Here is a 21,070-nt window from a genome sequence, read left to right as displayed (position 1 = left end):
TCACTCGGGCGCACCAGGTAGGTTTTTCTCCTATTTGATGTGATTTGCACTGGTGCTACTCTTCGGTCATGAGCAGGCGAGCGAGATACTCAGTTGGGGCCGTCGTGGCGACCGTTGTGGTGCTTTGCACTGCGGGCATAGCGGGTGCCCAGGATTCAATTGACCCCTACGTCGGGCCGACACCTTCGGTGGCTCCCCAGACGACCGTCCTGGTGCCGTCGGAGCCGGCAGCAGCTGCTGCGCAGGCTCAGGTCCAGGGTGAGACCTTGGCCTTCACCGGCGGTGATGTGGCTGCGGTCGCAGTTCTGGGCGCGGTGCTCCTGGGTGGCGGAGCGTTGCTGCTGAACGTCCGGCGGCGTCCGCACGCTGTGGCCTGAAGCGGAATCGAACCGAACTCAGACGGCCGCTACCTCAGGTGACAGCCCGAGGGCATTCAGTCTGACCCTGATCTCGTCCACGTAGACGGGGTTCATCACGATCACCAGCTCGGGGTCGTACTCCCTGAGTAGATCCGGATCCACGATCTCCTGGCCCGTGCCGGCCATGAACATGCCGTGCTTGTGGGGGTTGATATCCACCGCGTACTCGATACGCCCGTCCGCCAGCGCTGTAAGAAAAGCGACACCTTTGGACCCGCCGCCCCATATGACGCTGCGGTCTCGCTCTCCCAGTTCGGTCCGCCAGTGGTCGATCTGCTCGGTGTATGCCTTCGAGAAGTGCTCGACTGCGGCTGTCATGGGGCCCATGTCGTCCTCGATCGGCAACGGGTCACCTGGAGCCGGCGTGTCCGCCGAGGGCCTGGCTTCGATCAGCAGGTACTGGTCTTCGTAGTCCAGCGACGCGTTGAGCACCTCGAAGCCTGTGGAGCGGAAGAGTCGTACAAGCGACCCGGCGCTGAAGTAAGAGCAGTGCTCGTAATACACGTCCCAGAACGCGACTTCCTCGAGCACTCGGCGCACGTCGGGTAGCTCGAACAGCACGATGGTGTCGAGCCGGTCGCCGATGCTGCGGCGCACCATCTCCATGAACTCGCGCACGGGTGCGATGTGTTCCAGCGTGTGGCGGCAGACCACAGCATCGGCCTGCAGGTGCGAGTACTCCTCGGAGTAGAAGTCGGTGATCCACTCGATGCGCTGCGCAGCCGCGGTGGTGCGGCGCTCTGGGTGTGCGCTCGGGTCGATCCCGATGCCCCGGCCGACGCCGGCCTCGCACATCATCTCCAAGAACTCGCCCTTGCCGCAGCCGATCTCGAGCACGGTGCGGCCTTCGAGGTCGTACTGGTCGACCCAACGTTGTGCCAGCTCGCGGGCGAACTCGTTGAACTTCTCGCTGAACCCTTGGGTTTCCTCGTAGCGGGCCGAATACTCCGACAACGCCACGTCGAACGCCGCGTTGAATACGAACCCGCAGGTGCGACAGAAGCACAGGTCCATGTCACCGGTGGGGTAGCCCTCGGCGGCGCTGCGGTCCTCCAGCAGTAGGCAGCTATTGGTCGGAATTGACCGCTCGTGGTGGAACGCGACGGTATCGGTGCCGAGGCAGGCGGGGCACGCTGGCTGTGCGGCTGTCTGGTCGTTGGAAGTGATCACAGGATCTCCGGGCTGGGGATTGGGACGATGAAGCGCCCGCCGTTGTCGAGGTACTCCGCCTGCTGCGCGGCGATCTCGTTGCGGAAGTTCCATGCCAGGAGAAGCACGTAGTCGGGCTTCTTCCTGACCAGCGCTTCCGGGTCTTCGATCGGGATGTGCACTCCAGGCATGAGCAGGCCCTGCTTGTGCACGTTGCGGTCGACCACGAAGTCGATCAGCTGGGTGTCGATGCCCACGTAGTTGACGAGCGTGCTGCCCTTTGCCGCGGCGCCGTATGCAGCGATCGACGCTCCGTCGGCCTTGAGGTCCCGCAAGAGTTCGAGCAGGCCCGAGCGAATCGCTTGCACCCTGTCGCCAAACCGGGCATACGCATCGAACGCGGTCAGTCCTTCTCGGGCCTCGCGGTCCAGGTACTCGCGGGCTGTGGGGCTCACGTCCTCGGTCTTGCCGATGTGCCAGCGGAGAGTGCCTCCGTGCATGTCAGGGAAGTACTCGACGTGGTTGAGGAACATGCTGTGACGCCGCACGAGTGCGTCGACGGAACTGCAGGAGTAGTAGCAGAAGTGCTCGTGGTAGATCGTGTCGAACTCGCAGTGCTCGATGAGGTCGCGCACGTATGGGTTCTCTACGGTGATGATGCCGTCGTCGGCGAGGAGCTTCGCCATGCCCCCGACGAACCCGTTGAGGTCGGGCACGTGGGCCATCACGTTGTTGGCGATGATGATATCCGCCGGTCCGTGCTGGGAGCGGATGCGTTCTGCCAGCTCCGGTCCGAAGAACTCGGCGACCGTTGGCACGCCGGCTTCATTGGCGGCGCGGGCCTGATCGGGGGCCGGGTCGACGCCGAGGACAGGAATTCCCTCCTCGACGAAGTTGCGCAGCAGGTAGCCGTCGTTGCTCGCCAGCTCCACCACCAGGCTGTCCGAGCCCAGTTCGCGGCTCTTCACGAGGCCGAGAGCATGGTCCCGTGAGTGCTGCAGCAACGCGTCGGAGAACGACGAGAAGTAGAGGTAGTTGTCGACGAAGAGGACATCGGCGGGCACCTCCTCTGTGATCTGGACAAGCGAGCAGGCGGGGCAGAACGCCACCTCGAGCGGGTACTGGCCCTCGGGGCGATCGACATCCTCCGGCTTCACCAAGGCATCAGCGAGCGGCGTGTCGCCGAGGGACAGGAACAGCTCGAGGTCGTTGGCGCCGCAGGAGCGGCAGGGGGGTAGTTCGGTCATTGTTCCGGCTCCTCAGGGGGGTGGGGCTCAACCGCTGATCGCGGAGTTCCAGCGCAGGTCCTGGCCGAGTCGGCCATCGGACACCAGGCTCTGGATCCTCTTGATGCGCTGAAGGCGGGGTCCTGTAAGCGAGTCGATGTCCATGTCGTAGCGCTTGTACGCGTCGTACAACTCCTCGACGCCACGGCGAACGGTCCATGTCGGCTCGTAGCCGGGCAGGGACGTCTCGGCCTTGGTGCAGTCGACGCGGTAGTTGCGCTTGTCGGGCCCGGCTTCCTCGGCGAAGGCGAGCCGGGTGCCGCTGACGACGCCGGCGACGATCTCGGCCACCTCGCGGACGCGGTAGTTCTCCTCGGTGCGGCCGATGTTGAACGCCTCGGTGTGGACTGCATCTCGGGGGGCCTCGAGTGCGGCCAGAAACGCGAGCGAGATGTCCTCGATGTGCACCAGCGGACGCCACGGCGAGCCGTCGCTCTTCATGAGCACCTCGCCTTGGGCGACCGCGTAGCCGACGAGGTTGTTGACCACGAGGTCGCCGCGAAGGCGGTGCGAGAAGCCGTAGGCGGTGGCGTTGCGCAGGAACACCGGGCTGAAGTCGTCGTCCGCCAGCTTGTTGAGGTCGGCCTCCGCCAGCACCTTCGACTCGCCATAGGGCGTAACGGGCAGGAAGTCCGCCGATTCGTCTATGAGGTCATTCCCGTGCGCTCCGTAGAGCGAGCAGGAAGAGGAGAACACCAACCGCTCGACGCCGGCTGCCTTGGCTGCCTCGGCCAGCCGGGTGGTTGCCCTGTGGTTGATCTCGTAGGTCGTGTCGGGGTTGAGGTCACCGAGCGGGTCGTTGGAGATCCCGGCCAGGTGCGCGACGCCGTCGAACCCGTCCAGGTGCTCCGGCTCCACGTCGCGGATATCGAGTCGGATCGTCTGCACGGCATCGCCACCGGGGCCGATCGTGCAGGACTCGAACAGCCCGGAATCGAGGCCGACGACCTCGTGGCCCGCGTTGGTCAGCATCGGCACCAGCAACGCGCCGATGTATCCCTCGCTGCCGGTTACGAGAATGCGCATTTCAGTCCCGTCCTCAGTCCCAGCTCTTCCAGGGGGCGTCGCCCTCGTCCCACAGCTGCTCGAGGAGCTTCTTGTCGCGGATGGTGTCCATGCACTGCCAGAAGCCACTGTGGCGGTAAGCCATCAGCTCGCCGTCCTTGGCGAGGTGCTCGAGTGGCTGCTTTTCGAACTGTGTGTCGTCGCCCTCGATGTAGTCGAAGATCGCCGGTTCGAGAACGAAGAACGCGCCGTTGATCCAGCCTTCACCGGTCTGTGGCTTCTCGGAGAACTCGGTGATCTGGTCTCCGTCGATCTCGAGGTGTCCGAAGCGCGCCGGTGGCCGTACCGCGGTCATAGTCGCCAGCTTGCCGTGGGAGCGGTGGAACTCGACCAGCGCGTGCAGGTCGATGTCGGAGACGCCGTCGCCCCAGGTGAGCATGAAGGTGCCGTCGTGGCCCAGGTGGTCACGGAGCCGCTTGATGCGACCGCCGGTCGCGGTCGGGAGCCCCGTCTCGACGAGGGACACCGTCCACTCCTCGCGGGCGCTGCCGTTGCTCTCGATCGAGCCGTCGGCATGAACGATGATGTCGTGGGCCAGCGACGCGTAGTCGACCATCCAGCGCTTGATGTACTCACCCTTGTACCCGAGCGCGACCACGAAGTCGTCGTGGCCGTGCTGGTGGTAGTGCTTCATGATGTGCCAGAGGATCGGCTGGTTGCCGATCTCCACCATTGGCTTCGGTTTGCTGACCGTCTCCTCGGCGAGCCGTGTGCCTAGTCCACCGGCAAGGATGCCTACTTTCATTGGTCCTCCGTTCGTCCTCGTTCCGTGATCGGTCGCGGAAGCCACTTCTGTAGGTTCGGCGGCGAGACTTCATGTTGGACACTCCCGCAGGCCGGCGCAAGATGAGTCGGAAGGTGTTTGAAATACGTACCTGGGCAGGAGGTCCTACGAACCTGACCGGCCTTCGCTGATACTTTCCCGTATTCGTCTCAAGGTTCTTCGGCGAGCGTCCGATCCCCGTGATGAAGCCATTCACCCACGGAGGTCGCGCTCATGTTTTCTCATTCTCCCTCGTTTGTCGCGCTATCGCAGCGCCGGAGGCGGGTTCTGGGAGCCTCGATTGTGGCTGGGATGGCCATGTTCGCGCTTGCATGCCAGCCGCCGCCCCCCATCACCGCTCCGCCAACCACCCAGCCCGCGGCCCTGCGGACGCCCGCCACCACGCCCCCGAGTGTTCCCGCACCGGTGCGCTGGGAAGGTGTCGTGACCACCACGACCGCCCCGCCCACAACTGTTGTGCCGACTACCGCTGTGCCAACGAATACGACCACGACGACGGTGCCTCCGGTGCAGTCGACCTCGGCGGTATGGGCCAACGCGGGTGCCGGCACCGGCCAGCCCCGCCTCGACAGTGTCACGCCGTACCCGAACCACCAGGGAGTGCAGTTCCTGGTCAACGGCAACCCCGATGACCGCTGCAGCTGTCGGCCCAACGGCTTTGACCCGACCGGCATCCACGACGGCTCGGTGTTCCATATCTACCCAGACATCATGCTGTCGGCGGGCGACGAGCTCGCCGCCCGCTGGACCGACGCCGACGGCGACACCCACGAGGTGACACACACGGTGCAGGGTGGTTCATCACCAACGACCACTGCGCCGCCCACCACGGCTGCGCCGACCACAACGCCTGGTCCGACCACCACCCTGCTTCCCGGCTCGGGCTCGGCCCCGCGGTCGAAGGAGGAAGCGGTCGACATGTCGAAGCTGTCCGGCTACGTCGACTGGACCGACGTGAAGTCAGGCCAGACACGGGTCTTCAAGGACACCACCATCCGGATCCTCTACGTGCGCTCCGGAGCCGACGTGACGCTCGACAACGTCGTGGTCAACGGTGGCATCTGGATCTACCAGACGCCCGGCCAGCCCTCGGCAAGGATTCGCATCAACAACTCTGCGTTCATGTCGGAATCACGACTCCAGATCGGCAGCACCCCCCGCTACGACCTCGACTACCCGATGGACATGGTTGTCAACGACTCCTTCTTCTACTCGCCGCAGGGTGAGCCGCCGGCACACACCGATGCCTTCCAGTCGCTCGGCTGGCCCACGGGTGTCGTGTTCAACCGTGTCGGCTTCGGACTCGGTGGCCCCTACAACGGTGCGGGCACCGCCCCGCTCAACTGGAAGGGCCGCGACACCACCTTCAACGAGATCTGGGTCGGCTTCCTGCCCGCAGGCACCCGGGGCTCCTACTACGCCATCTACGAGGATGGCACGAACAACGTCTACCGCTGCATGACGGCCAACCCCGGCATGTCAGGTGTGTTCTACCCGAGCCACGGCAATCCGGTCATCGAGGGTTGCTGATCTGGGACGAGCGCTCGTCACTGCCTAAGTTCTAGGGGATCCCCGAGTCCCGAGGGCGGTGATGAGCGAAGACGTCGAATCAGCCACGGCATGCGAAGTGGCTGTCGTGATCGTGACCCACAACAGCAGAGACACCATCGGTGCGTGCCTCGACTCGCTGGATGAGGGCATGAAGGGGATCGCCGGCTGGAAGGTCGTCGTCGTCGACAACAACTCATCCGATGACACCCTCAACGTCACCCGGGAAGCCCGGACGGATGTAGAAGTGGTGCAGACGGGACGCAATGCCGGCTACGCAGCCGCCATCAACATGGGGACTGCCCATTGCGCCGACTCATCCGCGGTGCTCATCCTCAACCCCGATGTGCAGCTCGGCGCCGGCTGCGCAGTGGCGCTGCTCGATGTCCTGGAGCCGCCGGGCGTGGGGATCGCGGTTCCACCACTGCTCGATGCGGACGGCTCGCTGTCCATGTCACAACGGAGACGGCCGACCGTGGTCCGTGCGCTTGCGGAGTCGCTCATCGGAGCGACGCGTGTGTCGGGCGTGGGCACGCTTGGCGAGATCGTTGGCGACGCCGCCCAGTACGAGGCGCGTAGACCCGTGGACTGGGCCACGGGCGCCCTGATGATGGTGTCGCGGCGCTGTCTCGATGAGGTGGGCGATTGGGACGAGTCGTTCTTCCTCTACTCCGAGGAGACCGACTTCTGCCTGCGGGCCTCCGACCACGGCTACGCGACCTGGTTCACACCCGAGGGTGCATCGGTGCACATCGGTGGCGACTCGACCGTCTCGCCGTACCTGTGGAGCCTCGTGGCCTCCAACCGGGTGCTCGCCTACCGCAAGCGCCATGGCAGGGTGGCGACCCTGCTGTTCCGGCTTGCCCTGCTTCTGGGCGAGCTCCTTCGCTCGGTGGGCGGATCGCCCCGCCACCGGGCAGCCGTGGCCGCCCTGTGCGGGCGCCCGGTGATCAGGGTGTGACCGGCGTGACCTCGACGGTGCCGAAGCTCACGTCGGCTTCGTGCGCCACCAGCTGGAGCGACCCGTTGGCCGGCTGATGGTCGTCGGTGCCCGCCACGAACTCGACGGACCAGACGCCGGGCTCCGGAGTGCCCTGTGGCCACACACGGAACTTGTACTCGGTGTCGCCGCCGGGCAGCGTCTTCACGCTGGCCTTGAACATGTAGGTGGACCCGACCTGGAGCTGCAGGCCCGGGTTGGTGTCCATGTTGGCGGTGCGGTGGTTCCACACGTGGATCGGGGTTGAACCGTCGGAGTGCCAGCGCACGAGTGCCATCGCCCCCAACGGGGTGGGGTTGACCGTATCTGGCAGCCAGCCCTGCTGTGGCTGGCGGCCGGTCTCGATCGTGTCGTTGTGGCCGTTCCAGCGCAGGATGTAGCCGATCAGCGGCGGGCCGCTCTGGAACCCGTTGTCGAAGTCGAGCGAGTGCACGGTGACGGGGGCGCTGACCTCGTAGTCGGTCCACGTCTGGTTGCCGATGTTGATGAGCCGGTCGTAGCCCATGTCGGTGGTGCGCACCTCGTCGCCCTCGATGTGCCACTTGCCGTCGACAACGACTGCACGGTCCGTCGGTGAGGAGGCACCGCTCCAGTCCACGGTTGCGGGCAGCGGCCAGCTCGCAGCGCCTGCAACCGGCTCCTCGAGGGTACCCACAGTCACGGCGACCGGATCGATCGCTCCGCCGGCCAGCGGCGAGACATCGCCGAAGCCCACGCCGTCGGTGAGACCCACGGTGAAGGATGCAGGTACCGCGTCGAGGAACGGGTTGATGCCATCGCGGCCGAAGCCGAGCACGGTCATCTCGGAGTTGAGCGACGAGTAAGAGTCGACCGCAGTGTCGTCGTTGTGGTTGACAACGAACAGGGACCGGTCGACGCCGGGGTCGGCGAAGTAGACCCACTCGTCACCCGCCAGGTCGCCGTTCCACGATGCACCTGCGGCGCCCTGCGTCCCGTCGGAGCGCACAACCAGGTCCGTGGCGGTGTCGAGAGTCCCGCCGGGCGTGCCCTCGTAGAGGAACCAGTAGTCGTGTGCCGCCGCCTCGATGGTCATGCGGGCCCGGTCGGGCAAGATGTCCCAACGCGTGACCCAACCCTCGCCGGCGCTGGCCGAGCGGAAGCTGGTGCGCAGCGGGCCGTCGGCGAGCAGCGTGGTCGTGATGCCCTCGGCGCCCGGGTGCATGATCCCCTCGGGGAACACCATGTTGGGGATGCCTCGGTACTGGCCGGCAGAGCCTGCCGCCGGGCCGTAGCTCACCCAGTCGTTGCCGTCGGCGTCGAGGACGCTGGTGAACCCGCCGCCGTCCTTGTCGAAGAACCATGTCGTCGAGGCGGTTGCGACCTGGAGCGTGTTCTCGCCCGCGTCGGCAACGTTGTCGGTGACGGTGACCTGGTCTGCGAACGACACGACAGTGTGGCCGGCTGCGACGTCGTCGAAGTAGATGTCGAAGGTGCGCTCGGTGCCTGCGGGGGTGTTGCCTCCCATCAGGACCATGACCGTGCCGGCCGCGTTGGTGGAGCCGTCGAACCCGTCGTCCGGATCGAACTGGAACGGCACCGAGGCGTCGAGCACGGAACCGTCGGGAGCGGTCTCGATCACCCGGATGGAGTTGGTGTCTATGTTGGCGGTTTCGCCAGCGGATGCGAGCTGGGCGGTGAAGTCGACTGGCGCCTCGACCACGGCGTCGGTGCGATCGACGGAGCCGGCGGAGAGGGTCACGGCTGTGCGCCAGCTCCAGGCCTGGTCCCACCAGGTCGGGTCGCTGAAGCCCACGTGGTTGGTGATTGTGACCTCTTCGGTCACCTGGGCCCCGGTCGAGTCAACAGCGGTGATGTCGACCGTGTTGGGTCCCGGCAGCAGGTCGGTGACCAGGATGTCGATGTTGAAGTCGCCGGGCATGACGAGCCGGCGGAGGTTGGGGCCCATCGAGAGCGGGCGTGCCGAGCCGCCGTTGAGGCTGTAGGTCAGCGAGGTGACCGGGTTGGGGCCGTTGGCCCGGCCGAGCACGTTGGCCCAACGCTGGGTGATGCCGAACGCCCCGACCGACTGCTGGCTGCCGTACCAGACGTCCACCGCGAGTGTCGCCGGAACCGTCGTGGTTGTGGTGGTTGGCGCGGTGGTTGTGGTGGTCGAGCCTGGGGTGGTCGTTGTGGTGCCGGTGGGCTCTGTGGTGGTTGTGGTGGTTGGAGTGGTGCCTTCGGGGTCTTCGGGGTTGATGGGGCTGTTGGTGTTGAAGATGTAGTCGACTTCGGCGGTGAAGGCGGGGGAGCTGGAACCGAGTGCGTTGCCGGCGAACACGCCCATCTCGTTCGCGTTGAGGTTCCAGCTGAACGCGGCGCGGCCGGTGAAGCCGGAGCCGTCGGTGGAGGTGGATGCGGTCCAGTTGTTGCCGCTGCGTGCGAGGCGGATCCAAAGCGAGGAGCCGTTGGGTACCACGACGTTGGCGCGCACTGTGGGGGAGCCGTTCGTGAAGGTGGCTACGAAGAACCGCAGGTTGGAGCCGTCGTGGTAGTAGTCGGCGCGGATCCAGTTGGAGTCGTCTTCGCGCGCTGTGAGGCCCTGCATCTGGTACTTGGCGGTGGGCGCTGTGTCGAACTTGGCTTCGGTGGAGAAGTCGCCGTTGGAGATGGCCTGGGTGACTGCCAGTGAGTCGTTGGTGGTCCATGCGTCGTGGCCGACACCGCCGGGTACCGACAGGGAGAGCACGGCGTCTGAGGTGCCGGTGCCGGACAGTTCCACGGTGCCGTCACCGCGGGGATCGTCCACGCTCCAAACCCCCGCCAGAGACCCCGCCGAGAAGTCATCGGAGGCGAAGCCTGCATCACCGGGGTCGGCCGAGGCCGGCGACGCCGTGATCGCCCCGAAGGACGCGACGACCGACAACACGGCCACGAGACCGATGCTGCGTCGTGTCCTCTTCGGCATTCCTTCTCCCGGTTCCGGTGGGGTACGCGTGGTAGGGGGCGTCATGACACCTCGTGCCATTGACTCCCCTGTCGCGTGGGGTCATTCTCGTGCGCGGAGGCCGCACTGTCCAGTGGGCAATACTACTCTGAGTGGGAACTTCGGACCCTTGCGTGCCGCCGTACTCACCATCTAACGCAAGGGTTGCAGAGCTGCCCGTCATCTTGTGGCAGATCTCAATGTGAATCATGTTTAGGCCACGTTGAGTGACCGGCTGGTGAGCCAGCTCAGTCCAGTTCCCGGCGTTGCTGCCAGGATCCCCGCAATGGGGAGTCACGGGGCCCGAATCGTCGGAGTCAGGCGAACCAGCTTGTAGCGTGCGACTGGTGAGCGAAGCCCCCGATCCCGACGAGGGCCGCGCCGAGCCACGGGACCCGACCATCCGCCGGACAACCGTCGCGGTGAGCGCTCGCTGGAGCCTGGTCGGCCTTGTCAGCAAGCAGGCCGCCCGCATCGGGTTCAGCATCCTTCTGGCTCGGATCCTGGGGCCCACCAACTTCGGCATCGTTGGCCAGGCCACGATCTACCTCGCGTTCAGCACCGTCTTCCTCGACATGGGGCTGGCCTCGGCGCTCATCCAGCGAAAGGAGATCGACGACGAGACGATCGGCACGGCAACCTGGCTGAACCTCGGTGCAGTGGGCCTGCTGGTCGCGGTCACCCAGGTCGTGGCCGGGCCATGGGCGAGGTTGTTCGACACGCCCGAACTCGAGAACGTGCTCAGGGTTCTGTCAATCGACTTCGTGCTGATCGGGTTCGCAGTCATCCCGACTGCCCTGCTGACACGGCGGCTCAACTTCCGCATGCTGGCCATGGCCGAGGTGGCAGGTGTGTTCGTCGGTGGCGCCGCCGGTGTGGCCGCCGCCTGGATGGGTGCCGAGTACTGGGCCCTCGTGGTGCAAAGGCTGCTGACCGATCTGGTCTACGCGATCTTCGTCATCGCAGCGGTGGGCCGGGTGGTGCTTTCTTGGTCCCGCACCGCCCTCAGGGCGATCCTGGGGTTCAGCGCCCGGGTGTTCGGAAGCGAGGTGATGCGCTTCCTCAGCCAGAACGCTGACAACACGCTGATTGCGCTCCGGCTCGGCCCAACGGCGCTGGCCAACTACGCGCTGAGCTACCGGGTCCTACTGCTGCCGGTGCAGATCCTGTCCCAGACCGCCAACCGACTGGTGTTTCCCATCTTCTCGCGTCTCAACGACGAGCCCGAGCGACAGGCCGACCTCTTCCTGCGCGTGAGTGCGACCCTCGCGCTGGTGGTCACCCCGCCCATGTTCCTGGTTGCGCTCTGCGCGCCGCGCGGGGTGCCGATCGTGTTCGGTGACGACTGGGACGCGGCTGTGCGTCCCATGCAGATCCTCGCGGTCGTGTCGATCATGAGCGCCGTGGTGGGCGTTGCCGGAGGAGTGATGCTCGCGAAGGGTCGCGCCGACTGGTCACTGCGGTGGGGCATTGTGACGACCACGGCGCTCATCGGCGGTTTCGTGGTCGGGCTCCAGTGGGGCATTGACGGTGTTGCCTGGTCGTACCTGATCGTGGGCACGCCACTTGCGGTGATCCAGATCGGGTTCGTGCAGTACCTGATCCCCTACAGCTGGGGCGGCTACCTGAAGGCCATCCGGCCGGCTGGAATCGGCGGTGCCGCGATGGTCGTTCTCTGGCTGGCAACCGAGCGCTTGCTGGAGGGCACCCTCGGGGACTTCTGGCTTCTCGTGACAGCTTCCTTGCTGGCCCTGGGGCTCTACGCTGCGATGCTCCGGTTCGTGTGGCCGAAGGTGCTCGCGGACCAGATCGACTTCGCCCGCCTCATGGTGAAGCGCAAGCTCGGCAGCGAATGAGAAATCGACTCGTCGAGCAGGCGTGATGGCCTTGTGTCCGAGAGGCGGTGATAACTTGAGCGCTGAATAGGCGGGATGGCTACCCGCGCGTGGATCGGTCTCCGGGCTGAAGGTGGTGTGGAGAATGCCGGCTGATGCTCCTTTGACGACGAAGGGCAACCGGATGAGGAACGGGCTCGCGCTAATTGCGCTGCTTGTGTGGTCGTTGGTGGTCACGGCCTGCTCGGCCTCACCGGCCAACCTCGAGTTCATCCGATCGTTCAACCTCCTGGAACCCCAACAGCGCTCGATGGAGCTGATCGTCGAGAAGCCTGCGCCCGATGCCACCACCAGTGGCTGGATCACGCAGGGCAACGCGGCAATCAAGGTCACCTCGGAGCACGCATCTGTCGGCGATCGTTCACTGAGGGTCGTGGGCTCCACGTCGGACCCGGTGTGGGTCGACGGTGAGGACACCATCCGCGTCGCCACTGTGCCGGGTGTGTCGGTGCGCGAGGGCCGCATGTACGGCGGTGGCGCTCATGTACTCATGGACGACCGGGCGGTGCCGGTGCGATGCGAGATCCGCTTCTACGGCTCCGACGGCCGGATCGTCGAGACCGTCCCGGGCCCCCAGAAGGACACCGAGCCGGGGGAGTGGGTCATGCCCGCATGCTTCGGTGCGGCCCCGGCGGGAGCTGTGACTGCGGCGCTGCGTGTCCATGCTTCCGGTGTCGGCCCAGGTGATGTGTTCTATGTCGACGATGCGATCCTCGTCGACATAGAAGAGATCCGCGCCGCGCTCGATGCAGCATCTGCGAGCCCGACTCCGGCCATTGGCCCGGCATCACCCTCGACCACCGAGCCCCCCACGACTACCGGTCCGGCTCCGACCACGACTGCCGTGCCGACAACGACCGCCGCACCGCCGCCCACCGCAACGTCGCCCACCGATATGTCGCCGCCTACCAGCTCCGCGCCGACCACGACCCCCGCAGACTCATCGGCCGCCCCCCGCACGAAGGAGCAGGCAGTCGACATGTCGAGGCTGTCCGGCTACGTCGACTGGACTGACGTGGGCGCGGGGGAGACCAAGGTCTTGCGGGACACCACCGTGCGGATCCTCTACGTGCGCTCCGGGGCCGACGTGACACTCGACAACGTTGTGGTCAACGGCGGCATCTGGATCTACCAGACCCCCGGCGAGCCGCCCGCGAAGATCCGCATCAACAACTCGGCGTTCATGTCGGAGTCGCGGCTGCAGATCGGCCGCTCGCCCCGATACGACGTCGACTACCGGATGGACATGGTCGTCAACGACTCGTTCTTCTACTCGCCCGCCGGCGTCAAGCCGCAGCACATGGATGCTTTCCAGTCGCTGGGCTGGCCGACCGGCGTGGTGTTCAACCGGGTCGGCTTCGCGATGGGTGGCCCCTACAACGGCACCCAGACCGCACCTCTGAACTGGAAGGGCAAGAACACCTCCTTCAACGAGATCTGGGTCGGGTTCCTGCCTGGCAATTCCGCCGCCTCCTATTACTCGATCTACGAGGACGGCACGAACAACGTCTACAGCTGCATGACGGCCACGCCGGGCCTGACGGGGGCCGTGTTCTACCCGAGCACCGGCAATCCGGTTGTCAAGGGGTGCTGAGCAGCCTGGTCAGGACGCGGGACTGACACGCTTTCGCGCCGCGTTGCGGAGTTCGGAACCCGCCACGCGCCAGCGCCGCTGCCTGAACAACCATCTCGTCACCTCGAAGGTGCACCTTGCCCGCTCGGCTGCGGTCAGGTCGTCCCGCCAGACGGCGCTCAGGTGCGACCGCGTGAGCCTGCTGACCGGCATGGGGTCGCGGCCGGCGTTGTCCGGGTCGTACCAGAGGTCGAACTCCTCACCCGTGGTGTGGGCCCGCATGCTGGTGTTGTCGTGGAGTCGCTTCAGGTAGAGCGGTTCGGGCACCTCGATGAAGTCGCCCATGAGTGCCAATTCCATGAGCATCGCCTTGTCGGACCCCTTGAAGGCCTGGATGCCTCGGGTCCCTACGGCGGCCTGCCGGCGCATCACCCCCATCACCGGGTAGCAGAGGTGCAGGTAGCTCCAGTGGTCGTCCACGAGGAGGTCGTGAAGGCGGCCCGATGGCGAGGTGGCGTGTGTCCACACGATGGGATGCTCGTAGTCGTCGGTGGGCTTGCCCTCGGCGTCTATGTAGCGGGTGCGGGGGAACGACAGCACGGCCTCGGGGTGCGCCTCGAGCGCGTCGGCGCACAGCCGCAGGAAGCCCTGACCGACGACGTCGTCGTGGGCCGCGACCTTGTAGAGCGACCCATTGCTGTGGGTCATCACGTAGTTGTAGTTGCCGGCCGCGCCGAGGTTCTGCGGCTGGCACACGTAGCGGAACCGCGTGTCGCGCTCCACGAACTCCATCGAGATGTCTCGCGTTGCATCCGATGACGCATTGTCGGAGATGAGGACGTCGAGGGGCTCGTAGTCCTGTGCGGCGATGGAATCGAGGCACTCGGCGAGGTAGTCCTCGCCGTTGAAGACCGGAACTCCGATCCCGATCGATTGGGTCACCGGTCACCCCCGCTCTCTTCGGGGCGCCACTGTACCGGGATCAACGTTTAGGGCCTCGCACGGCCGCTGACAGTCTGCGCATGGTCGTGGCCGGCGAGAGCCTCAGCGCCCTCGCCAGGGGCCGCAGGCCCGCCGGGTCCCGGCGGCGGAGGGCGACTGAGGCCGAGGCCAGGTAGCCGTCGAGCAACCGCGACTCCAGCTCCCGGCGGTGCTGTGAGGTGAGGTCGGGGTTGCGCTCGAGCAGGTCGCGGTAGAGCAGGACCGTGTAGTTGGCATACGAGCTCGTGGCCGCGCCCTCCGACTCGGTGAGGCGCTGGCCCGAGTCGTCGTCGGCGGTCACTTCTAGCCCGACGCCGGCCACCGCGCAGAACGGTCCGCCCAGCCCGAGTTCGAAGAAGAGGTGGGTGTCCTCGCGCCCGCGCAGCTCCGGCCACATGCCTCCGACACCCAGATAGCGGCTGCGCCGCATCACGGTGGCCGGCAGCCGGAACGGGTGAAGCGGCTTCATCACCCAGTCGGTGGCGTCGGGTTCCAGCTTGTACGGCCCCTCGATTCCGAACCCGCACCTATCCCACCAGGTCGTTCCCTGCGGCAGCTCCGCCGACGACGAGTCGCAGAAGTACAGGTCGGCGGCGGCATCGGTGCCCCGGATGGCTGCCTCCATGTTCTCGAGGTGGGCTGTCCTCCAGTGGTCGTCTGAGTCGAGGAATGCGACCCATTCGGTTCCGAGCGCGGCCACGCCCATGTTGCGGGCCACCGCCGCGCCCTGGTTGGCCTGTTCGACCAGTTCGACCTGCGGGGTGAACTGCCCGACGACGTCGGCGGTGCGGTCGGTGGAGCCGTCGTCCACCACCACCACCTGGTTCGGCCGCCTGGACTGGCCGAGGACGCTGGCGAGTGCGCGTTCGATGGTCTCCTGCCTGTTGAAGGCAGGGATCACAACACCGATGGTCGGGCCGTTGCCCTGCACTTCGGTTGGGTCAGACATGCTCGGCCGGGGTGACTCTCCGATTGCTGTGCAGGGTGGTCCAAGGCGACCCTACTGCCCGGCGCAGGGGCCGCAACGCGGAATGCGTCTGGTAGCGTGCGCTCCGTGAGCAGCTCGGTTTCGGAGTTGGCGAAACCGAGCGAGCTGGTGGTCGTGCTCTCCTTCGAGACGGTCGATGACATCGTGGAGCGCGGCTTCTTCCGTCCGCCCGACCGACTGATCCGGGCACTCGCGGCCGACCCGGCCACGGCCAAGTTGATGGTCGTCGACCCGCTGCGCAGCTATGCCGGCGCGGTGGTTCGGCGGCTCAGGGGTCGACCACCGGCCAGGCTGCCTGCCGGGGTTGACTTTGCGCGGCTGAGCCCCCGGCGGCTCGCCCGCCACGACCCGAAGGACAGCCGGTCGCTCGTGCGGGGATACCAGCGTTATGACCGGATGATCGAGGCCGCAGCCCGGCGCCTGGGCCTTGCCGATCCCACACTGATCAGCTTCAATCCGCTGTACAGCGGATTCGCGTCTTCCGACTGGACCAAGTCCTCGGTGTACTACGGCAGGGACGACTGGGCGAGCCACCCTTCGTTGCAGCAGCGGTGGGAGGCCCTGGAGGAGGCATACGTCCGCATGCGCGACCGGGCACGTCCGACGGTGGCCGTTTCGCAGGTGCTGCTCGACCGGCTGGCTCCCACCGGCCCAGGCCTGGTGCTGCCGAACGGGGTGGATGCCTCCGAGTGGCTCGAGCCAACTCAGCCACCCGAGTGGTTCGAGAGCCTGCCGCGCCCCAGGCTCCTCTACCTTGGCACGCTGGATGACCGACTCGACACCGAGGCGCTCGAGTCGGTCGCCGCGGCGGTTCCGGAGGGTTCGGTCGTCCTCGTTGGGCCAACACCCGACGGCTCGCCGGTGACATCGCTCGAGGCCCCTAACGTGCACCGTGTTCCACACCAGCAGCGCGAGGCGGTGGTGGCCGCGACGTGCGCGGCGGATGTGTGTCTGTTGCTCCACCGGCGCTCGCCGTTGACGGAGGCCATGAGCCCGCTGAAGTTGTACGAGTACCTCGCTGGTGGCTGCCCGGTGGTGGCGACCGACCTGGAGCCCGTGCGCGGGATCTCGGACCGGGTTCTACTGGTCGGCGACCCGGCGGACGCCCCGCAGGTCACACGTGCAGCGATCGAGATGGGTAAGGCCACCGAGGAGTCACGCGAGGAGTTCGTGCTCGCCAACAGTTGGGATCAGCGCCACGAAGTGCTCCTGGGCTTTGCGGCTACCGCTGCGCGCGAGCGCTGACCTAGCGGGATGAGTCGGCACGCGCCCACGAGTCGTCGCCGCGTCGCCTGGCCCGTCTCAGCTGCAGCTTCCCCAGCGCGTAGACCGCGATGAACACGGGTGCGCGAAGCCATAGCTCGGGGTTGTCGACGATCGTCCGCACCGCGACGCGTCCGCGCGGTTCGTCCTGTTCCATTAGTGACGGGTAGCGGGCCCTCAGTTCGTCGAGCCCCCTGAACTTCCTGCCCCTGACCGCAATCAGCTCCGAGATGGACGATGCGAAGCGGACTTCGACCTCTGCCTCCTCGGCGATGAGGGCCTCGGAGCGGTCGAAGTGCAGTCGGACGAACGTGTCGTCTGCGGTGATGTGCGGGAACTCCGTCCAGCGGCTCCGGCCTTCGGGGCTCACCGCATACAGCCCCCGGCCCGGTCCGCCCTGCTTCACGTAGGGCATCTGCGACCAGACGTCTATGTATGCACGGACCAGCGGGGACTCCGGGGGCACCGGCACCATCGCCGGAGCCGCGAAATGGATTCCTTCGCGGTCAAGCGCGTCGAGGACGGCGGACACCGTGTTGGCAGAGATCGACACGTCGGCGTCCATGTAGATGCGTGTGTCGGAATGCGCCAGTGAGTCGCCGTGGTTCAGTGCTGCCGTCTTGCTGCCTTCGGACAACTCCGAAACGCGGAGCTCCCAGCCCTGCTCCCGGGCCCGCTCGACGAAGTGGGCGGCTACCGCGGCCGTGTCGTCGCTGCACCCGTTGGGCACGACGATCACGTCGAGAGGGGCGACCACGTCCTGGGCCAGAACACCGTCGAGCGTGCGCGACAGCACCGTCGACTCGTTGTGGGCGGGAATGACCAGGCTGGCGGCTGGCGTCGGCGCGCGTTCCAAGGTTCAGAAGGTACCGGGGCCCGGCGTCAGGAGAACGCCGGGTCCGCCGAGTTGTGACCGACCTCGTAGAGGATCGACTCGCAGAACGCTTCGGGTGTCATCTTCACGAGTCCCAGGCCGGAGGCCTTGTAAGCGAGCTGCGCCTTCCAGCCGACCGGGTTGGGGCCGATGCCCCGGAAGGAGAGCAGCCCCAGTCCCGCGCGGTCTGCGAGTTCGGTCATGCCCCAGGGGTTGATCAGCAGCGCATGGTCGAGGTTCTCAGAGGTGCGGTCGCTGAGATTCTGGGCCACGCGCCACAGCGCGTAGGGGTTCGGGGTCGTGAGCACCAAAGTGCCGGCGGGTGCGAGGAGCTTCGCTGCGGCATCGAAGAGGCCGCCGGGGCTGGAGAGGTGCTCGAGCAGCTCGCCAGCCACGATCAGGTCCCACTGGCCGGGCGGCAGCTCGCCTGCTGTGACGTCCATGCACTCGACGTTGTAGCCCTGTTCCTTCAGGCGCTCGATCTCCCCAGCGACGATGTCGACACCCAGGAGCTCACTGGCCGTGCCTGCAAGGGCGCCGTGCAGCCAATTGTCGCGGCGGTCGGTGTCGGAGCTGTGGTCGACCACGCCGATGTCGAGGACTCTCTTGTCGCGGGCGAGGTCGCGGAGGTACTCGACGCGGCTGGCGACCGGGGCCCGGCGAGTTCGGCCGAGGTGCTGGGACCGCGCCTGAATAGCAGCGGGGTCCATCGGGTCATCAGTTGATGCCATCCAGTGAGTTGGCGATACTCCTGCCGTGGTCATGGCACTGCAATCATACAGGTATGTCATCAGGTAATCGGAAATGAATGACTGCGGGTGGAGATGGCGCGTGCGGCATTCATGTCAGACCTGCCCTGTCTCTCAGAACACCGGGGAGGTCCGGCAAATGCGTTCAATCCCGGTACCGTGCCCCGGATGGCCCCCTGCCTGGTGTGTGCAGAGAACGACACAGTGGCGTTCTTGGACGCCGACTCGGTGCCTGTGCAGTGCACCGAGATGTTCGCGACCCGCGAGGCAGCCCGGGCCGCTCCCGTCGGGGAGATGCGACTCGTGTTGTGCAGGCGCTGCTCGGCGGTCACGAACTCAGGGTTCGACCCCGAACTCGTGCCCTACGAAGGGGACTACGAGAACTCGCAGCTGTTCTCGGGGTCGTTCCGGGCGTGGGCAAGTGACTTGGCGCAACGACTGGTCAAGGATCATGGCCTGGCCGGGAGCCCGGTTGTTGAGGTCGGAAGTGGAAAAGGGGAGTTCCTGGCCATGCTCGCCGAGGCGGGTGCGGGCAGGGCGACCGGCTACGACCCCACCTACGAAGGCGAGATAGACCACCTCGACGGCCTCGATGTGCACCTCGTGCGAACCATGTTCGACAGCTCCACGGTGACTGGCGACGTGGGGCTCGTGTGCTCCCGTCACGTGCTCGAACACCTCGTGGACCCGGTGGAGATGCTTTCGGGCATCCGCTCCGCGGTCGACACCAGCCCGCGGTGTGCGCTCTACGTGGAGGTGCCCAACTCGGCGTTCACCTTCACCGAGTCAGGCGTTTGGGACGTGATCTATCAGCACTGCACCTACTTCTCGTCGGTGTCACTCGAATGGGCGGCCCGCGCGGCCGGGTTCCGGGTCACATCGGTCGAACCGAGCTTCGGCGGCCAGTTCCTGTCGCTCGAGGCCATCGCCGACGGGGAGACCGGCACCCCCGAAGATCTGAAGGACAGGGCTGACTCGACCGCGGCGGAGTTGGCGCGGTTCGTGCCCGGCTACGGGTCGATCATTGAGGGGTGGCGGGACAGGATCGCCTCGTGGAAAGGATCGGGCAAGAGAATCGCGCTGTGGGGCGGCGGAGCCAAGGGCGTGACCTTCCTCACCCTGGCAGGGCAGGGGGTCGACACCGTGATCGACGTGAACCCGCGAAAGCACGGCCGGTTCCTGCCGGGAACGGGTCACGAGGTCGCCCCGGCTGAGAGCCTTGCCGAGGCGGGCGTCGACGTGGTCGTGATCATGAACGGCGCCTATGAGTCGGAGATCCGGGCCGACCTGAAGGAAATGGGTCTCGAGCCCGAGGTTGCGGTTGTCTGACTCCGTCGGCCCGCCCAGGCCGCGCGTGCTGTACAGCTTTCCCCACGTGTTGGGCGCGCCCGGGATAGGGACCACAGCGGCCAACCAGGTCAGGGGGCTCGTAAATCGCGGGCTGGAGGTGACCGTTTGCACCGCCAGCGTGGCCGGTTCCCGCGACGGCCTGGGGGGCGACGTGATCGAGACCCTGAGCGTGGCGGGCCGGCGCATTCCGCACCGAGCACTTGGGGGCGACAGGGCGCTGCGCTACCACGACTGGCGCGCGAGCCGGCTGCTCAGTGAGGGCTTCGAGGTGGTCCACGGCTGGCCAATCGCCTCGGTTCGCACGTTCGAGGCGGCCCGCTCGGCCGGGGTGGCGGGGCTGCGCGAGTCGCCCAACACGTACACGAGGGTTGCCTACCGTCGGGTGGCTGAGGAGGTGGCACGCCTCGGTCTCGAGCTCCCGGCCGGAGCATCTCACCAGCACAACTCCGAGCGGCTTGCCCGCGAGGAGCGGGAGTACGATCTGTGCTCCTTCGTGCTGGCGCCGTCGCACGCCGTGGCCGAGTCGTACATGGAACGTGAATCGGGTCCGCCACCGATCCTGCGGCATCGCTACGGATTCGATCCGAAGCGGTTCGAGTTGCCCGCGCAGGAGCGCTCCGATGGGCCCTTCCGGCTCTTGTTCGTGGGCAGCTGCGACCCACGCAAGGGAGTGCACTACGCACTCGAGGCCTGGAAGGCGTCCGGACTCGGCGAGAGAGGAGCCACCTTCGTCATAGCGGGCCGGTGGGAGTCGGCTTACCGGAAGCTTCTGGCCCCGATGCTCTCCCTGCCGGGAGTCGAACTGTGTGAGTTCACCGACGACCCGGGGGCATTGATGCGAAGCGCCGACGCCTTCGTGCTGCCATCGATCGAGGAGGGCTCGGCGCTCGTCACCTACGAGGCGCAAGCGTGCGGCTGCGTTCTGCTCGTGTCCGATGCCGCCGGCGCGCTGATGGCCGACGACACCCACGGCTTCGTCCATGCCGTCGGCGATACCGACACCCTCACCGCTCAGCTCTCGGAACTGGCAGGTGACCCCGTGGGGTTGGCCGGGATGCGCCACGCGGTGATCGCCCATCGCGACCAGCTCACGTGGGCCGCCGCGGCCGCCCGCCTTGAGGACGTCTACCTCGAGGCCATCGGCCGGGGTCCGGGGTAGGGGTAGACCCCCCGGACCTGGCGCGACTCGGCACCTCTGCCGA

The 21,070-nt window shown here is 66.5% G+C and carries 16 protein-coding genes; 7 read left to right on the top strand and 9 right to left on the bottom strand.

Going from position 1 to position 21,070, the window contains the following annotated elements; all coding sequences use genetic code 11:
• Nucleotides 1–68 precede the first annotated feature (68 nt).
• On the top strand, nt 69–377 hold the full coding sequence (locus GY812_09940) for a hypothetical protein (protein ID MCP4435796.1): 309 nt from the start codon (nt 69–71) through the stop codon (nt 375–377).
• A gap of 18 nt (nt 378–395) precedes the next feature.
• On the opposite strand, the gene GY812_09935 is transcribed toward GY812_09940, so the two are convergent.
• From GY812_09935 to rfbF, 4 genes are read right to left on the bottom strand one after another with little or no spacing between them, the layout of a single operon-like run.
• Entirely contained in the window at nt 396–1,682 is a 1,287-nt protein-coding gene (locus GY812_09935) for a methyltransferase domain-containing protein (GenBank protein MCP4435795.1), read from the bottom strand.
• Nucleotides 1,586–2,815 carry a class I SAM-dependent methyltransferase gene (locus GY812_09930; protein MCP4435794.1) on the bottom strand — a complete coding sequence of 410 codons (1,230 nt, stop codon included), beginning with the start codon at nt 2,813–2,815 and terminating at the stop codon, nt 1,586–1,588. Before GY812_09930 ends, GY812_09935 begins: the two co-directional genes overlap by 97 nt.
• A 27-nt stretch (nt 2,816–2,842) precedes the next feature.
• Nucleotides 2,843–3,880, bottom strand: coding sequence for an NAD(P)-dependent oxidoreductase (locus GY812_09925; protein ID MCP4435793.1), 1,038 nt, complete (start codon nt 3,878–3,880; stop codon nt 2,843–2,845).
• A 13-nt stretch (nt 3,881–3,893) separates the two neighbouring features.
• Entirely contained in the window at nt 3,894–4,664 is a 771-nt protein-coding gene (rfbF, locus tag GY812_09920; GenBank protein ID MCP4435792.1) for a glucose-1-phosphate cytidylyltransferase, read from the bottom strand.
• Between the two features lie 1,630 nt (nt 4,665–6,294).
• Here rfbF and GY812_09915 point away from each other — a divergent pair.
• Nucleotides 6,295–7,212: a glycosyltransferase family 2 protein gene (locus GY812_09915; protein ID MCP4435791.1), complete on the top strand. Its 918-nt coding sequence runs from the start codon at nt 6,295–6,297 to the stop codon at nt 7,210–7,212.
• Here the strand turns inward: GY812_09915 and GY812_09910 are convergent.
• Complete coding sequence (locus GY812_09910; protein MCP4435790.1) at nt 7,202–10,177, bottom strand: DUF1349 domain-containing protein; 2,976 nt, start codon at nt 10,175–10,177, stop codon at nt 7,202–7,204. The two genes, GY812_09915 and GY812_09910, sit on opposite strands and share 11 nt — an antisense overlap.
• A gap of 365 nt (nt 10,178–10,542) precedes the next feature.
• Here GY812_09910 and GY812_09905 point away from each other — a divergent pair, with 365 nt between their 5' ends.
• Together GY812_09905 and GY812_09900 are read left to right on the top strand one after the other, a co-directional pair.
• Nucleotides 10,543–12,051, top strand: coding sequence for a lipopolysaccharide biosynthesis protein (locus tag GY812_09905; protein ID MCP4435789.1), 1,509 nt, complete (start codon nt 10,543–10,545; stop codon nt 12,049–12,051).
• Nucleotides 12,052–12,214: 163 nt separating this feature from the next.
• Nucleotides 12,215–13,684 (top strand): hypothetical protein, encoded by a 1,470-nt coding sequence (locus GY812_09900; protein MCP4435788.1) that lies wholly within the window; start codon nt 12,215–12,217, stop codon nt 13,682–13,684.
• A gap of 9 nt (nt 13,685–13,693) precedes the next feature.
• Here GY812_09900 and GY812_09895 read toward each other — a convergent pair whose 3' ends face one another.
• Both GY812_09895 and GY812_09890 read right to left on the bottom strand, forming a co-directional pair.
• Entirely contained in the window at nt 13,694–14,605 is a 912-nt protein-coding gene (locus GY812_09895) for a glycosyltransferase family 2 protein (GenBank protein MCP4435787.1), read from the bottom strand.
• Nucleotides 14,606–14,645: 40 nt separating this feature from the next.
• A complete protein-coding gene (locus GY812_09890) occupies nt 14,646–15,593 on the bottom strand; it encodes a glycosyltransferase (GenBank protein MCP4435786.1) in 948 nt (315 codons plus the stop codon).
• A 105-nt stretch (nt 15,594–15,698) separates the two neighbouring features.
• Here GY812_09890 and GY812_09885 point away from each other — a divergent pair, with 105 nt between their 5' ends.
• A complete protein-coding gene (locus tag GY812_09885) occupies nt 15,699–16,877 on the top strand; it encodes a glycosyltransferase family 1 protein (GenBank protein MCP4435785.1) in 1,179 nt (392 codons plus the stop codon).
• Nucleotide 16,878: 1 nt separating this feature from the next.
• Here GY812_09885 and GY812_09880 read toward each other — a convergent pair whose 3' ends face one another.
• Complete coding sequence (locus GY812_09880) at nt 16,879–17,751, bottom strand: glycosyltransferase family 2 protein (protein ID MCP4435784.1); 873 nt, start codon at nt 17,749–17,751, stop codon at nt 16,879–16,881.
• Nucleotides 17,752–17,777: 26 nt separating this feature from the next.
• Complete coding sequence (locus tag GY812_09875; protein MCP4435783.1) at nt 17,778–18,500, bottom strand: class I SAM-dependent methyltransferase; 723 nt, start codon at nt 18,498–18,500, stop codon at nt 17,778–17,780.
• Nucleotides 18,501–18,686: 186 nt separating this feature from the next.
• Here GY812_09875 and GY812_09870 point away from each other — a divergent pair, with 186 nt between their 5' ends.
• On the top strand, nt 18,687–19,847 hold the full coding sequence (locus tag GY812_09870; protein MCP4435782.1) for a methyltransferase domain-containing protein: 1,161 nt from the start codon (nt 18,687–18,689) through the stop codon (nt 19,845–19,847).
• Nucleotides 19,848–19,893: 46 nt separating this feature from the next.
• Nucleotides 19,894–21,027: a glycosyltransferase family 4 protein gene (locus tag GY812_09865; GenBank protein ID MCP4435781.1), complete on the top strand. Its 1,134-nt coding sequence runs from the start codon at nt 19,894–19,896 to the stop codon at nt 21,025–21,027.
• Nucleotides 21,028–21,070: the final 43 nt, after the last annotated feature.

It is taken from the genome of Actinomycetes bacterium (assembly GCA_024222295.1).
GTDB lineage: Bacteria > Actinomycetota > Acidimicrobiia > Acidimicrobiales > Microtrichaceae > JAAEPF01.
The sequence above is the reverse complement of the archived record's forward strand: the minus strand, read 5'-3'. Positions and strand labels throughout refer to the sequence as shown.

Bases quoted from the DNA above. Each gene is read 5' to 3' on its own strand.
- GY812_09940 (MCP4435796.1), top strand. From the start codon at position 69: ATGAGCAGGCGAGCGAGATACTCAGTTGGGGCCGTCGTGGCGACCGTT.
- GY812_09935 (MCP4435795.1), bottom strand. From the start codon at position 1,682: ATGGAACTTCCGCAACGAGATCGCCGCGCAGCAGGCGGAGTACCTCGA.
- GY812_09930 (MCP4435794.1), bottom strand. From the start codon at position 2,815: ATGACCGAACTACCCCCCTGCCGCTCCTGCGGCGCCAACGACCTCGAG.
- GY812_09925 (MCP4435793.1), bottom strand. From the start codon at position 3,880: ATGCGCATTCTCGTAACCGGCAGCGAGGGATACATCGGCGCGTTGCTG.
- rfbF (MCP4435792.1), bottom strand. From the start codon at position 4,664: ATGAAAGTAGGCATCCTTGCCGGTGGACTAGGCACACGGCTCGCCGAG.
- GY812_09915 (MCP4435791.1), top strand. From the start codon at position 6,295: ATGAGCGAAGACGTCGAATCAGCCACGGCATGCGAAGTGGCTGTCGTG.
- GY812_09910 (MCP4435790.1), bottom strand. From the start codon at position 10,177: ATGCCGAAGAGGACACGACGCAGCATCGGTCTCGTGGCCGTGTTGTCG.
- GY812_09900 (MCP4435788.1), top strand. From the start codon at position 12,215: ATGAGGAACGGGCTCGCGCTAATTGCGCTGCTTGTGTGGTCGTTGGTG.
- GY812_09890 (MCP4435786.1), bottom strand. From the start codon at position 15,593: ATGTCTGACCCAACCGAAGTGCAGGGCAACGGCCCGACCATCGGTGTT.
- GY812_09875 (MCP4435783.1), bottom strand. From the start codon at position 18,500: ATGGCATCAACTGATGACCCGATGGACCCCGCTGCTATTCAGGCGCGG.
- GY812_09870 (MCP4435782.1), top strand. From the start codon at position 18,687: ATGGCCCCCTGCCTGGTGTGTGCAGAGAACGACACAGTGGCGTTCTTG.